The organism is Microbacterium commune (genome assembly GCF_014836945.1).
In the GTDB taxonomy this organism is placed as follows: domain Bacteria; phylum Actinomycetota; class Actinomycetes; order Actinomycetales; family Microbacteriaceae; genus Microbacterium; species Microbacterium commune.
Genome location: NZ_JACSPX010000001.1, coordinates 1,219,021 through 1,232,845 on the forward strand (window position 1 = coordinate 1,219,021; position 13,825 = coordinate 1,232,845).

The 13,825-nt window shown below is 67.2% G+C and carries 11 protein-coding genes and 1 tRNA gene; 1 reads left to right on the top strand and 11 read right to left on the bottom strand.

Annotated features, from left to right (window positions below; translation table 11 throughout):
* Window positions 1-21 precede the first annotated feature (21 nt).
* From H9633_RS05625 to H9633_RS05640, 4 genes are all read right to left on the bottom strand, one after another.
* A tRNA-Ile gene (locus H9633_RS05625) sits at window positions 22-95 on the bottom strand.
* Between the two features lie 81 nt (window positions 96-176).
* The gene (locus tag H9633_RS05630) at window positions 177-980 is read right to left on the bottom strand and encodes a DUF4097 family beta strand repeat-containing protein (RefSeq protein ID WP_191712400.1); all 804 of its coding nucleotides are present in this window, start codon (window positions 978-980) and stop codon (window positions 177-179) included.
* Window positions 977-1,678: a LuxR C-terminal-related transcriptional regulator gene (locus tag H9633_RS05635; protein ID WP_191712401.1), complete on the bottom strand. Its 702-nt coding sequence runs from the start codon at window positions 1,676-1,678 to the stop codon at window positions 977-979. Before H9633_RS05635 ends, H9633_RS05630 begins: the two co-directional genes overlap by 4 nt.
* Window positions 1,666-3,009 (bottom strand): sensor histidine kinase, encoded by a 1,344-nt coding sequence (locus H9633_RS05640; RefSeq protein WP_083428603.1) that lies wholly within the window; start codon window positions 3,007-3,009, stop codon window positions 1,666-1,668. Before H9633_RS05640 ends, H9633_RS05635 begins: the two co-directional genes overlap by 13 nt.
* Window positions 3,010-3,116: 107 nt before the next feature.
* Here H9633_RS05640 and H9633_RS05645 point away from each other — a divergent pair, with 107 nt between their 5' ends.
* Complete coding sequence (locus H9633_RS05645) at window positions 3,117-3,839, top strand: VIT1/CCC1 transporter family protein (protein WP_071641298.1); 723 nt, start codon at window positions 3,117-3,119, stop codon at window positions 3,837-3,839.
* 90 nt (window positions 3,840-3,929) lie between these two features.
* Here the strand turns inward: H9633_RS05645 and H9633_RS05650 are convergent, their stop codons facing one another.
* The 7 genes from H9633_RS05650 to dnaA all read right to left on the bottom strand — a co-directional run bounded on the left by H9633_RS05650 (window position 3,930) and on the right by dnaA (window position 13,794).
* On the bottom strand, window positions 3,930-4,334 hold the full coding sequence (locus H9633_RS05650; protein ID WP_191712402.1) for a DUF3566 domain-containing protein: 405 nt from the start codon (window positions 4,332-4,334) through the stop codon (window positions 3,930-3,932).
* Between the two features lie 20 nt (window positions 4,335-4,354).
* Window positions 4,355-6,913, bottom strand: coding sequence for a DNA gyrase subunit A (gene gyrA / locus H9633_RS05655; RefSeq protein WP_191712403.1), 2,559 nt, complete (start codon window positions 6,911-6,913; stop codon window positions 4,355-4,357).
* Window positions 6,914-6,967: 54 nt separating this feature from the next.
* Window positions 6,968-9,016: a DNA topoisomerase (ATP-hydrolyzing) subunit B gene (gene gyrB, locus H9633_RS05660; protein WP_071641293.1), complete on the bottom strand. Its 2,049-nt coding sequence runs from the start codon at window positions 9,014-9,016 to the stop codon at window positions 6,968-6,970.
* Between the two features lie 117 nt (window positions 9,017-9,133).
* The gene (locus H9633_RS05665) at window positions 9,134-9,619 is read right to left on the bottom strand and encodes a DUF721 domain-containing protein (protein WP_071641291.1); all 486 of its coding nucleotides are present in this window, start codon (window positions 9,617-9,619) and stop codon (window positions 9,134-9,136) included.
* The gene (gene recF / locus H9633_RS05670; RefSeq protein WP_191712404.1) at window positions 9,612-10,784 is read right to left on the bottom strand and encodes a DNA replication/repair protein RecF; all 1,173 of its coding nucleotides are present in this window, start codon (window positions 10,782-10,784) and stop codon (window positions 9,612-9,614) included. The genes H9633_RS05665 and recF overlap by 8 nt, the downstream gene beginning before the upstream one ends.
* A 55-nt stretch (window positions 10,785-10,839) precedes the next feature.
* A complete protein-coding gene (gene dnaN / locus H9633_RS05675) occupies window positions 10,840-11,982 on the bottom strand; it encodes a DNA polymerase III subunit beta (RefSeq protein ID WP_071641287.1) in 1,143 nt (380 codons plus the stop codon).
* 417 nt (window positions 11,983-12,399) lie between these two features.
* Entirely contained in the window at window positions 12,400-13,794 is a 1,395-nt protein-coding gene (gene dnaA, locus H9633_RS05680; RefSeq protein ID WP_071641286.1) for a chromosomal replication initiator protein DnaA, read from the bottom strand.
* Window positions 13,795-13,825 lie beyond the last annotated feature (31 nt).

Genomic DNA, 13,825 nt, shown 5'->3' on the forward strand with positions numbered 1-13,825 from the left:
GGCCTTCTTCGTCGTCTTCGGTGGGGCTACCAGGACTTGAACCTGGGACCTCTTCATTATCAGTGAAGCGCTCTAACCGCCTGAGCTATAGCCCCGTCAACCTCCAAGACTTTACCGGATAATCCTGCGCAAAAGCGAATCGAGACCGGCCAGCGCGCCGGCCGGGCGTTTCGACCTCACTCCCCGGTGCCGCCGGGTCGCAGAGTGGCGGACCCGGCCGAGACGCTGCCCGTGATCCGGTGCCTGCTGTCACTGCTCTGATCGAGGCTGCTGTCCAGCGATCCGGCACTCACCTCGCGGCGCAGGTCGTACTCCTGATCGGGCAGGGTGAGATCGAGTGCGCCGGCCGACACCGAGAAGTCGACACTGTCGGGCACGGTGGTGAGTGCCGATACCACCCGACCCGCGCTGATCCGGTACTGGGCCTGCTCCACGCCCCGCAGCTCCACGTCCGCCCGCCCGGCGTTCAGCTCGATGTCGATGGTGCGAGCATCACCGGTCATCGCGAGCGATCCGGCGTTCACGTCGACCGCGAGATCGGCGAACTCACCCGTGACGTCGAGCTGCCCGGCGTGCAGCGTCAGCTCGGCATCCACGCCCTTCAGATCGAGCGGCAGCACGAGTGTCACCCGCTCATCGCCGCGCAGCCAGTCCGGACTCCACCAGCCGAACCCGCGATCGGGGCCGCGGACCTCGAGCCGGCCGTCATCGGCTCGCAGGGTCCACCCGCCGGTCGACGCACCCTCGACCCGAAGCTCGGCGTCGTCGACGTCGTCGAACACGATGCGCATGTCCGCCCCGCCCACCTCGACGTCCATCGAGCTCACGCCGCCGACATCCGCGGTCAGCTGCCCCGACTGCGGGCCCATCTGCTGCAAGCCGGTCACGGCTGCGGATGCCGCTGAGCCGAGCAGCACGACTCCGCCGACTGCGGCGATCACCACCGTGATCGCGCCGATGCTCTTCTTCGTGCCGCTCATCGCAGCCCTCCCTGGTCGTTGCGGCCGGCGTCTGCCGAGCCGTGGTTCTCGATGTGGGCGAGTGCGGCCAGCACTCGCCGGTTGCCGTCTTCGGGCTCCAACCCGAGTTTCTGGAAGATCGCGGTGATGTGCTTCTCGACACTCGCTTCGCTGAGGAACAGCATCCCGGCGATCGTGCTGTTCGATCTGCCCTCGGCGATCAGCGCGAGCACCGTGCGCTCCCGCTCGGTCAGTCGCAGCATCCGCTCGTCGCGGTTGCGCCGACTGAGCAGCTGCGCGACCACCTCAGGGTCGAGCACCGTGCCGCCGGCCGCGATCCTCTCGACCGACTCGACGAACTCGGCGACGTCCGCCACCCGATCCTTGAGCAGATAGCCGAGGGCGCCGCCGTGCGTCTGCCCGCTCTGGGCGGCGATGAGATCGCTGGCGTAGCGCTCCTCGACGTACTGCGACAGCACGAGGATGGGCAGCGCGGGCTGAGCGGCTCGGATGGCGAGCGCTGCGCAGATCCCCTCATCGGAGAACGTGGGCGGCAAGCGGACGTCGAGGATCGCCAGGTCGGGCGCGGATGCGGTCACGGCATCCATCAGCCCGGTCGTGTCGGGCAGCGCCGCGACCACCTCGTGTCCGGCATCGTCGAGCAGGCGGACGAGCCCTTCGCGAAGAAGAACCGAGTCCTCACAGATCAGGATGCGCATGGCACGCTCACCTCCAGGCTGGTCGGACCGCCGGTCGGGCTGTCGAGACGGAAGGTGCCGCCGGCGGCGAGCACCCGGTTGGTGATGCCGTCGAGCCCCCCACCGGGCTGCACCTGCGCGCCTCCCATGCCGTTGTCCTCGACCCGGGCCCACAGTCCGCCGTCGCGGCTGCGCACCACGACGCGGCATTCGCTGGCCCTGGAGTGCTTCGCCGCATTGGTCAGCGATTCGGCGATCGCGAAGTACACGGCGGCCTCGGCGTCGCGGCATGCGGCGCCCGCACCCGTCGCCGACGGGTCGATGCGCACATCGAGGTGCACCGGGATGTGGGATCGGCCGGCCAGGGCCGAGAGCGCGGCGTCGAGGCCGCGATCGTCGAGCACGGAGGTGTGGATGCCCCTGGCGAGCTGTCGCAGTTCGGTGATCGCCGCCTTGGTCGAGGTGTGCGCCTCGTCGATCAGCTCCTTCGCCGCTGCCGGATCGGCCTCGATCTTCTGCTTGGCGAGCCCCAGCGTCATGCCCACCGACACCAGTCGCGGCTGGACGCCGTCGTGCAGGTCGCGTTCGATGCGGGTGCGCTCGAGCTCGGCCGCCCGCACCGCGCCGGCGCGCTGGGCCGTGGTGGTGCGCACCTGGGCGGTGAGCTCGGCCTCGCGACTGGGGATGACGAGCGCGCGACTCAGCACACGATGCAGCAGAGCCAGGGCGATGATCCCCGCGCCGCCGACGATGACTCCGACGATCCCGATCAGCGGGGCCCATTCGACCGCGAGGTAGCTGCCGAACGGCCCGGCGACGCTGCCCTCGGATGACAGCGGTGCGAAGGCGAAGAAGACCGACCACACCATGCCCCAGAACACCCGAAGCACGATCGTGCCGAGGATGCACGCGAGAAGGAAGTGGAGAATCGTGCGCCACATGCGCCCGTCCACCGACTGCCGGGCGAGGGTGCGCAGCCAGCCGCCGAAGCCGGGCCTCGCGCGCTCGCGCCATCGCAGGTCGGGAACGTCGGCGCTGTAGAGGCTTCCGACGCGCCGGATCTCGAACCATGCCACGCCGTAGAGCGCGTAGACGACACCGACGAGGAAGAGCAGGCCGACGCCGAAGACGAACAGCAGCGCCAGTCCGACTCCGAGCACCGCGCTCAGCGCGGCGAGTGCTGCCGAGCCGATGGCGCCCAGCGCCGCGAGCTCGAGCACGGTCAGGACGACGCGCAGCGGGGGCCGCGGGGCATCCGCTCTCGGAGGAGCCGCCGGAACTGGCGCCGGTGGGGGCGCGATGTGCGCGGACTCAGGGCGGGGCGGCACCGGGGGAGTCGGGTTCGTGGTCATGACTCAAAGCTACGGTTCCCCTGAGCATCCCGACACGGAGCCAGCCGGAGATCCGGGTTCGGGTTTTCCCTACCCGCCATCCGGACGCGACGTGGTTCACTGACTGCATGAGCGCAACTGAAGCAACGCACGGCGACGAACCGCACACGGGTGGAACAGGTCAGCGACTGAACTGGCTGCGCGCCGGGGTGCTCGGCGCCAACGACGGGATCGTGTCGGTCGCCTCACTCGTCGTCGGCGTCGCCGGCGCGACCACCGACAATTCGGCGCTGCTCGTCGCAGGACTCGCCGGCCTGGTGGGCGGTGCCATCTCGATGGCGCTGGGGGAGTACGTGTCGGTGAGCAGCCAGCGCGACACCGAGCGCGCGCTGATCGAGAAGGAGCGCGAGGAATTGCGCACCATGCCGGAGGAGGAGCTGGCCGAGCTCGCCGGGCTGTATCGGCAGCGCGGGCTCAGCGAGCAGACCGCGCAGCAGGTGGCGATCGAGCTCACCGAGCACGACGCCCTCTCCGCTCACCTCGAAGTCGAGCTCGGCATCGACCAGCACGATCTGGTGAACCCGTGGCACGCGGCGCTCTCATCGGCGATCTCGTTCACGATCGGAGCGCTGCTTCCGCTCCTGGCCATCCTGCTGCCGCCGCCCGCGTGGCGGGTGCCCGTCACCTTCGCGGCCGTGCTTCTCGCCCTGGCCGCCACCGGCCTGATCTCCGCGCGGGTGGGCGGTGCGTCGGCGACGCGGGCATCCGTGCGACTCGTCATCGGCGGCGCGGTCGCCCTGCTCGTCACCTGGCTGATCGGCACCCTGCTCGGGACCACCGGCGTGGTGTGATCGCGCGAGTGCGACCGCTCGGGAGGGGAGAGCCCTAGATGGAAAAAGACCCCCGGCCACGACGGGCCGGGGGTCCTCTTTGCGGAAAGATCAGTTCGACATGAACCCGACGAGCAGTCCGCCGGTGACCTTCACCGCCAGGTTGTAGATTCCCGCGACGACCGCGCCGAGCACGGTGAACACGATGAGGTTCAGGATCGAGACGACCGCGCCGAAGGCCATGATCTGCGGGAGCCCGATCAGGCTGGACAGATCGATGGCTCCGTCGGTGAGGGTGTCGAGGATCTTGCCGACCTGCGCGATGACGTTCGTCGCCTGCAGCACGAGGTAGACGAGGAAGAACGACACCATGGTCACGATCGCCAGCGCCACCGCTCCGAGGAACGACAGCTTCACGGCCGACCAGAAGTCGACGTAGACCAGACGCAGGCGCACCTGCTTGCCCCCGGTCTTGCGCGTGGACTTCTTCGCCAGCTTGTCAGCGACTGTACTCATCTATCGGTGCTCTCTTCGGATCAGGCTTCGGGGGTGTCAGCGGGTGACGTGGCGGGCTCGGAGACCTCGATCTCGCCGAGAGACTCGTCGTCTTCCTCTATACCGCGCTCGCTGTTGCGGGCCACGGCGAGGATGCGATCGTCACCGGTCATGCGGGCGAACACGACTCCCATCGTGTCCCGACCCTTCGCCGGCACCTCGGCCACGGCAGAGCGTACCACCTTGCCGCTGGAGAGAACCACCAAGACCTCGTCGTCCTCCGAGACGATGAGCCCACCCGCGAGAACACCTCGTTCGTCGCTCAGCTTCGCGACCTTGATGCCCGTTCCGCCGCGCTTCTGCACCTTGTACTCGGAGACCGACGTGCGCTTCGCGTACCCCCCGTCGGTGACGGTGAACACGAACGAGTCGTCGTGGACGACGGATGCCGAGAGCAGGCTGTCGTGGTCGTCCTTGAACTTCATGCCGCGCACGCCCTCGGTGGCACGGCCCATCGGACGCAGCGCCTCGTCGGTGGCGTGGAAGCGCACCGACATGCCCTTCGCGCTGATGAGCAGGATGTCGTCATCGGAGTTGACCAGCTCGGCGCTGACCAGCTCGTCGGTCTCGCGCAGCCGGATGGCGATGACGCCGCCCTGCCGGTTGGTGTCGTAGTCGCCGAGGCGGGTCTTCTTCACCAGACCGCTGCGAGTGGCGAGCACCAGGTAGTCCTTCGCCTGGTAGTCGCTGATGGCGAGCACTTGCGCGATCTTCTCGTCGGGCTGCAGGGCGAGCAGGTTCGCGACGTGCTGCCCCTTCGCGTCACGGCCGGCCTCGGGCACCTCGTAGGTCTTGGTGCGGTAGACGCGACCCTTGTCGGTGAAGAACAGCAGCCAGTGGTGGGTCGTGGTGACGAAGAAGTGCTCGACGAGGTCGTCGGCGCGCAGCTGCGCGCCCTTCACGCCCTTGCCACCGCGATGCTGCGAGCGGTAGTTGTCGCTGCGCGTGCGCTTGATGTATCCCTCGCGGGTGACGGTGACGACCATCTCCTCGACGGGGATGAGGTCCTCCATCGACATGTCGCCGTCGAACCCGTGCAGGATGTGCGTGCGGCGCTCGTCGCCGAAGCGGTCGACGATCTCGGTGAGCTCGCGGCGCACGATGTCGCGCTGACGAGATTCGGTCGCGATGATCTCCTTGTAGTCGGCGATCTTCGCCTCGAGCTCGGTGGCCTCGTCGATGATCTTCTGGCGCTCGAGGGCGGCGAGGCGGCGCAGCTGCATCTGCAGGATCGCCTCGGCCTGGTCGTCGTCGATGTCGAGCAGCCTCTTCAGGCCCTCGCGCGCTTCGTCGACGGTGGGGGAGCGGCGGATCAGGGCGATGACCTCGTCGAGCGCATCGAGCGCCTTGAGGTAGCCCTGCAGGATGTGCATGCGCGCCTGCGCCTTGCGAAGCCGGAAGGCCGTGCGGCGGACGATGACGTCGAGCTGGTGGTCGAGCCAGTGCGTGATGAACCCGTCGAGACCGAGCGTGCGCGGCACGCCGTCGACGATCGCGAGCATGTTCGCGCCGAAGTTCTCCTGCAGCTGGGTGTGCTTGTAGAGGTTGTTCAGCACGACCTTCGCGACCGCGTCGCGCTTGAGCACGATGACGAGGCGCTGACCCGTGCGGTCGGAGGACTCGTCGCGGATGTCGGCGATGCCGGTGATCTTGCCGTCACGGGCCAGGTCGCCGATCTTCACCGCGAGGTTGTCGGGGTTGACCTGGTACGGCAGCTCGGTGATGACGAGGCAGGTGCGGCCCTGGATCTCCTCGACCTCGACGATCGCGCGCATGGTGATCGAGCCGCGGCCGGTGCGGTACGCCTCGTGGATACCCTTGGTGCCGAGGATCTGCGCGCCCGTCGGGAAGTCGGGGCCGGGGACGCGCTGGATGAGCCCCTCGAGCAGCTCCTCGCGGGGGAGCTGCGGGTTCTCGAGCGCCCACAGCGCGGCAGCCGCCACCTCGCGCAGGTTGTGCGGCGGGATGTTCGTCGCCATGCCGACCGCGATGCCGATCGAGCCGTTGACGAGCAGGTTCGGGAACCGCGCCGGCAGGACGTCGGGCTCCTGGGTCTGGCCGTCGTAGTTCGGCGAGAAGTCGACCGTGTCCTCTTCGATGTCGCGCACCATCTCGAGCGCGAGGGGGGCCATCTTCGTCTCGGTGTAGCGCGGAGCGGCGGCGCCCATGTTGCCGGGGGAGCCGAAGTTGCCCTGACCGAGCGCGAGCGGGTAGCGCAGCGACCACGGCTGCACGAGACGCACGAGGGTGTCGTAGATCGCCGTGTCACCGTGCGGGTGGTACTGACCCATGACCTCGCCGACGACGCGCGCGCACTTCGAGAACGACTTGTCGGGGCGGAATCCGCCGTCGTACATGCCGTACAGCACGCGGCGGTGCACGGGCTTGAGGCCGTCGCGCACGTCGGGCAGCGCACGACCGACGATGACCGCCATCGCGTAGTCGAGGTACGACCGCTGCATCTCGGACTGCAGGTCGACCTGGTTGATGCGGCCGTGCTCGTGGCTCGCGGTGATGTCGGGGCGTTCTTCGTCAGTCATGTGTGTTCTTTCAATACCGGTCGTTGAGCGAGCGCAGCGAGACGAAACGCGCTATCAGATGTCGAGGAAGCGGACGTCCTTGGCGTTGCGCTGGATGAAGGTGCGCCGCGACTCGACGTCCTCGCCCATCAGCACGCTGAAGATCTCGTCCGCCGCGGCGGCGTCGTCGATGGTGATCTGGCGGAGGGTGCGCGTGGTGTGATCCATCGTCGTCTCCCACAGCTCCTTGGCGTTCATCTCGCCCAGACCCTTGTAGCGCTGCACACCGGCATCCTTCGGCAGGCGCTTGCCGTTCTCGGCGCCGTGCGCGAGCAGCGCATCGCGCTCGGCATCGGAGTACACGTACTCGTGCGGAGCGTTCGACCACTTCAGGCGGTACAGGGGGGGCATCGCGAGATACACGAAACCGGCTTCGATGAGTCCGCGCATGTAGCGGAACAGCAGCGTGAGCAGCAGGGTCGTGATGTGCTGACCGTCGACATCGGCATCCGCCATCAGCACGATCTTGTGATAGCGGGCCTTCTCGATGTCGAAGTCCTCGCCGATCCCGGTGCCGAAGGCCTGGATCATCGCCTGGACCTCGCGGTTGCCGAGCGCCTTGTCGAGCCGCGCGCGCTCGACGTTGAGGATCTTGCCGCGCAGCGCCAGGATCGCCTGGGTGTGCGGATCGCGTCCCTGCACAGCCGAGCCGCCTGCCGAGTCGCCCTCGACGAGGAAGATCTCGCTGATCGAGGGGTCCTTGCTCGTGCAGTCCTTCAGCTTGTCGGGCATCGCGGCCGACTCGAACACGCTCTTCCGGCGAGCGGTCTCGCGGGCCTTGCGTGCGGCCAGACGCGCGGTCGCGGCATCGATCGCCTTGCGGATGACGTTCTTCGCCTGCTGCGGGTTGCGGTCGAACCAGTCGCCGAGCTGGTCGTTCACGATCTTCTGCGTGAACGCCTTCGCCTCGGTGTTGCCGAGCTTGGTCTTGGTCTGGCCCTCGAACTGCGGCTCGCCCAGCTTGATCGAGATCACCGCGGTGAGGCCCTCGCGGACGTCGTCTCCGGAGAGGTTCTCGTCCTTCTCCTTGAGCAGGTTGTTCGCACGGGCGTAGCGGTTGACGAGGCTGGTCAGCGCGGCGCGGAAGCCCTCCTCGTGCGTGCCGCCCTCGTGGGTGTTGATCGTGTTGGCGTAGGTGAACACGTTCTCGGTGTACGACGTGGTCCACTGCATCGCGAGCTCGAGCGAGATCTTGCGCTCGGTGTCCTCGGACTCGAAGGCGATGATCTCCTCGTTGACGACCTCGGCCTTGCGCACCTTGTTGAGGTACTCGACGTAGTCGACCAGGCCGCGCTCGTACAGGAACACCTCGCCGGGCTGACGGGTGACCACGGTGCCGTCGACCTCGTCTTCGACGGCAGATGCCGGACGCTCGTCGCGCAGAGCGATCCGCAGTCCCTTGTTCAGGAACGCCATCTGCTGGAACCGGGTGCGCAGCGTGTCATAGTCGAAGTCGACCGTCTCGGTGAAGATCGCGGGGTCCGGCCAGAAGGTGATGGTCGTGCCGGTCTCGTCGGTCGCCTCGCCCTTCTCCAGCTTCTGCTGCGGAACCCCGCCCTCGGCGAAACGGTGCCGCCAGACGAAGCCCTTCTGTCTGACCTCGACATCGAATCGCGTGGAGAGCGCGTTGACCACCGACGAACCCACGCCGTGCAGACCACCCGAGACGGCGTACGCGCCGCCGCCGAACTTTCCACCGGCGTGCAGGATCGTGAGCACGACCTCGACCGTCGACTTGTCGGGATCGGAGGAGTGCGGATCGACCGGGATGCCTCGGCCGTTGTCGACCACGCGCACCGCGCCGTCTTCGAGGATGGTGACCTCGATGTTGTCGGCATGGCCGGCCAGAGCCTCGTCGACCGAGTTGTCGACGATCTCGTACACCAGGTGATGGAGACCGCGCGGGCCGGTGGAGCCGATGTACATGCCAGGGCGTTTGCGGACGGCCTCGAGCCCCTCGAGGATCTGGATCTGGTCGGCCCCGTAGTCGCCGGAGACCTTCGCGGAACTGTTCTCGATCGGTGCGCTCGTCGAAGCGTCGTCGGCGTTGTCTTCAGGCGTCATCAGAAATGGTTCTCCACATCGAAAGTACTCACCCATTCTAACGGGTTCCGCAGGTCGGAATGCGCCTCAAACGCCGTGTGATCGCTTCTGAGCGCGTGAAGGTGCGGGCGTGGTGTCCTACCCGTAGGTGTCGCGTGGACCCCGTCCGGGCACAACCCGCGGACCCCACTTCCACGACGGGACGTCCGGACCGATGAACCGGATGTTCTGCACGCCGGCGTCCGGATACCGATTTCCGATCTCGGTCATGATGACCGCCCGCATGAACTGCAGGTTCTTCGCCCACGCCGTCGAATCGCACTTCACGGTGAGCACCCCGCGCTCGAGCGAAACAGGTTCGGAGTGCTTCGCCGTGTCGGCGCCGGCGAGCTCGGCCCACTGTCTGACCAGGTCCTCGGCGGCGAGGGTCTTCTCCCACCCCGAATCCTTCGTCAGCTTCGCCAGCACATCACCGAGGGTGCCGGGATCGCGCCCCTTGGTGAACGGGGCGTTGTCGTCGTCGACCTCGATGCGCTTCTTGCGCTTCCAGTTCTTCGCGCTCGGCTTGAGTCCGCGCAGACGCAGGTAGGTCGCGATCGTCTCGGGAGGCTGCGGATCAGGCATCCGGATCCCCCCGATCGTCGCTGATCGTGCCGGCGCTGATCCGCACGACATGGCGGTGCAGCGGCTCGGGGATGTCCGCCTCGACCGCCGCGGTGACGATGACCTGCTCGTATCCGGCCGTCAGCATCGCCAGACGCTGTCGCCGGTCGGCGTCGAGCTCGGCGAACACGTCGTCGAGGATGAGCACCGGGTCGCCGGCCGGCGACTCGGTGCGCAGCAGCTCGGCGGATGCCAGTCGCAGGGCCAGCGCGACCGACCAGGATTCACCGTGCGACGCGTACCCCTTCACCGGCAGGTCGCGCACCCGCAGGATCAGGTCGTCACGGTGCGGACCGACGAGGGTCAGACCGCGTTCGATCTCCTTGGCCCGCTTGGCCTGCAGCGCCGACCGGAACTGCTCGGCGATCTCGCCGCGGGGATCGACGTCCGCATCGCCCGCGTCATCGGATCCCTCCTCCGGATCCGCGCCGCGCACCGACAGCGCCCAGTCGAGCTGCGGTCGATGGTCGGCGCCCGCGATCGCCGTGTAGGCGTCGGTCACCGGCCCCTGCAGGTCGGCGGCGAGCTGCAGCCGGGCATGGATGATCTCCGACCCCAGGGCCACGAGCTTGTCGTCCCACACGTCGAGGGTCGACAGTCCCTCTCCGCGCACTCCTCGGGCGCGCGCCGACTTCAGCAGCGCCGTGCGCTGACGGAGCACCCGTTCGTAGTCGGCGATCACACCTGCCATGCGAGGCGTGCGCTGGATGAGCATCTGATCGGCGAATCTGCGGCGCGACGACGGGTCGCCTCTGACGATCTGGAGGTCTTCCGGAGCGAAGAGGACCACGTGCGCATAGCGGGGGAGCTCGTTGATCTTCGAGGGGGAGCCGTTGATGCGCGCCCTGTTCGATCCCTGCCGGTTCAGCTGCACCTCGACGAGCACATTGCGCTCACCATGCGCCAGACGTGCCCGGATGACGGCGAAGTCCTTCGTGTCCCTCACCAGGGGCGCGTCCGAGGACACCCGGTGCGAGCCCAGCGTGGCGAGGAAGACGATCGCCTCGGCGAGATTCGTCTTTCCCTGGCCGTTGCTGCCCACCAGCACGTTCGGACCGCGGTGGAGGGCCAGCTCGGCGGTCGCGTAGTTGCGGAAATCGACCAGGTTCAGGTGCTCCACAATCACCGCTTCAGCCTACCTTCGGGCCCCGACATCGACCCCGGAGAGCCGATGCCCGCGATCACCGCAGCAGCAGGTTCGGCTGCAGCAGGTACTTGAACGAGTCCAGTCCGGCCTGATCCACCGACGTCTGGCTGGTGATCAGCACCGGGCTGAGCTTGTTCGCGTTGTCGCTCGAGGTGAAGGTCACGCGGGTGAACTCGCTCTTGACCGCGCCGAGCGCCTCGAGCAGGTACTGCGGGTTCAGACCGAGGGTCACCTCGTCGCCCCCGTTGAGGTGCGCATCGACCGACTCGGATGCCCGCGCCTGCTCGCTGCCCGAGGCATCCATCGTCACGCCGTCGGGACCGAAGGTGAATCGCAGGGGCGCCGAGCGGTCGAGCACCAGCGCGACACGTCGGACGGCCTCGATCAGCTCCGCCGTGTTGACGACCGCGTAGTGATCCGTCTGCTCGGGGAACAGCCGGCGCACGGGCGGGAAATTGCCCTTGATCAGCAGCGACGTGACGGTCTTGTTGCCGGCGGTGAAGGCGATGATCTCGCGGTCTCCGGCTCCCGAGAAGGCGACCGAGATGGTGCCGGCGTGCGCGAACGTCTTGCCGACCTCGGTCAGCGTGCGCGCCGGAACCAGAGCGGACTGCTCGGCGACCTCACCGTCCCAGGGCACGTCGCGCAGCGACACCCGGTAGCGGTCGGTGGCGACCAGGCTGAGGTTGTGATCCGCGACCTCGAGCTGCACACCCGTGAGCACCGGGGTGACATCGTCGCGGGACGCGGCGAACGCGACCTGCGCGATCGCGGTCGCGAACTCCTCGGCGGGAACGACACCGGTGGAACCCGTGACCTCGGGGATCGAGGGATATTCCTCGACAGGCATGGAAGCGAGGGTGAAGCGGGCGGATCCGCACGTGACGGCCACACCGCCGTCTTCCTCGACGGCGATCTCGATCGGGGCGTTGGGCAGGCGGCTGGCGATGTCCGAGAGCAGCCGGCCGTGCACGAGGATCGTGCCGGGTTCGTCGACGGTCGCCTCGATCGTCGTGCGGGCGGATGCCTCGTAGTCGAATGCCGACAGGGTCAGTCCGTCACCGGAGGCCTCGATGAGCACGCCGGCGAGGATCGGCTGCGGATTGCGCTGCGGAAGCAGCTTGACGACGAAGGACACAGCCTCGCTGAACACATCGCGGTTGACCTGGAACCTCACGGGCGCTCCCTCGTTGCCTCGGCTCGCTGCAGTGGACGCACTGCAGGCGATCCCATGCTAGCCGCAGGTGGCGAGCCCTCCACCACCGGGATCGGGTCGACGACGTCCGTTCGTCCACATCCGTCTGGTCATCGGATGAGCCCTGTCCTGATGGATTTCTCTTAACGGTGTTAACAACTGTGGATTCTGTGGATAACTCGGTGGATATCAGCCGAGAGTAGGAAACTACATGCGTGTCACATGTGGAATCCCTGAGGAATCCGCGGGATACCGGGGTGTGGGGCATTCGGTCGACAATGTCGGTTATCCACAGGCAGGGGATGGCGAAGGCATCCGAAGGCCGAAGTTTCCACAAGTTATCCACAGGGCCTGCGGAGAACCGTCGCGATTTGCCTCGCGATCAGGCGTGTCGCAGCCTCAGCGGCGACTGATCTGAGTGGTGATCTCGGTGACCTGGTTGTACAGCGATCGACGCTGCTTCATCAGCTCGCTGATCTTCTTGCACGCGTACATCACCGTCGTGTGATCGCGGTTGCCGAAGAGCTGGCCGATCTTCGGAAGAGACAGACTCGTGCGCTCCCGGCACAGGTACATGGCGATCTGCCGGGCGGTCGCGATCTGCTGCGAGCGGCTGGATCCGTACAGGTCATCGACCGTGAGCTTGAAGTACGCCGCCGTGGCCGTGATGATGTCGGTCGGCGAGATGATGTTGTCTTCAGTGGTGTCGACGATGTCGCGCAGGACGGTCTGTGCCAGGGAGATGTCGAGCATCGAGCGGTTCAGGCTCGCGAACGCCGAGACCCGGATGAGGGCCCCCTCGAGTTCGCGGATGTTCGACGACACGACGGTGGCGATGTACTCGAGCACCTCGTCGGGGATGTGCAGCGACTCGCTCTGCGCCTTCTTGCGGAGGATCGCGATGCGCGTCTCGAGATCGGGCGCCTGCACATCGGTGATCAGGCCCCACTCGAAGCGGCTGCGCATGCGGTCTTCGAAGCCGGTGAGCAGCTTCGGAGCCACGTCGCTGGTGATCACGACCTGCTTGTTGTGATCGTGCAGCTGGTTGAAGGTGTGGAAGAACGCCTCCTGCGTCTCGGCGCGACCCTGCAGGAACTGGATGTCGTCGATGAGCAGGATGTCGACCTCGCGGTAGCGGCTCTGGAAAGCCGCACCCCGGTTGTTGGCGATCGAGTTGATGAAGTCGTTGGTGAACTCCTCGCTCGAGACGTACCGCACCTTCACCCCGGCGTAGAGCGACTGGGCGTAATCGCCGATCGCGTGCAGCAGGTGCGTCTTGCCCAGGCCCGAGTCGCCGTAGATGAACAGCGGGTTGTACGCCTTGGCCGGGGCCTCCGCGACAGCGACCGCCGCAGCGTGCGCGAAGCGGTTGGACTGCCCGATCACGAAATTGTCGAAGGTGTACTTCGGGTTCAGCCGCGATTCGTGGCGGAGAGGGGCCGGCTGCTGCTCGATCGGCGACTCAACCCGAGCCGGCTCGGCGATCGGGAAGTCGGAGACGGCGATCGGGGCGGTCGGCTGGTCGACGAGCTCGTGGTTCACGACCGTCCGATACGAGGCGACCTCGTCGCCGATCGCCGCGAGCGCCTCCATCATGGGCACCCGCAGCCGCTTGTTGATCTGCGCCGCGGTGAGGTCGTTGGGGACGTCGAGGTACAGCACTCCGCCCATGACCCCGGCAGGCACGACGAGACTCAGAAACCCGTGCAGCTGCGGGCTGACGCGATCGTCGTCAGCGAGACGCTCGAGCAGGGTCGACCAGATCGGCACATCGGGATGGGCGGCAGAGGTCATGGTGCTCCGGGCGAAGTTGTGGAAAACGCGC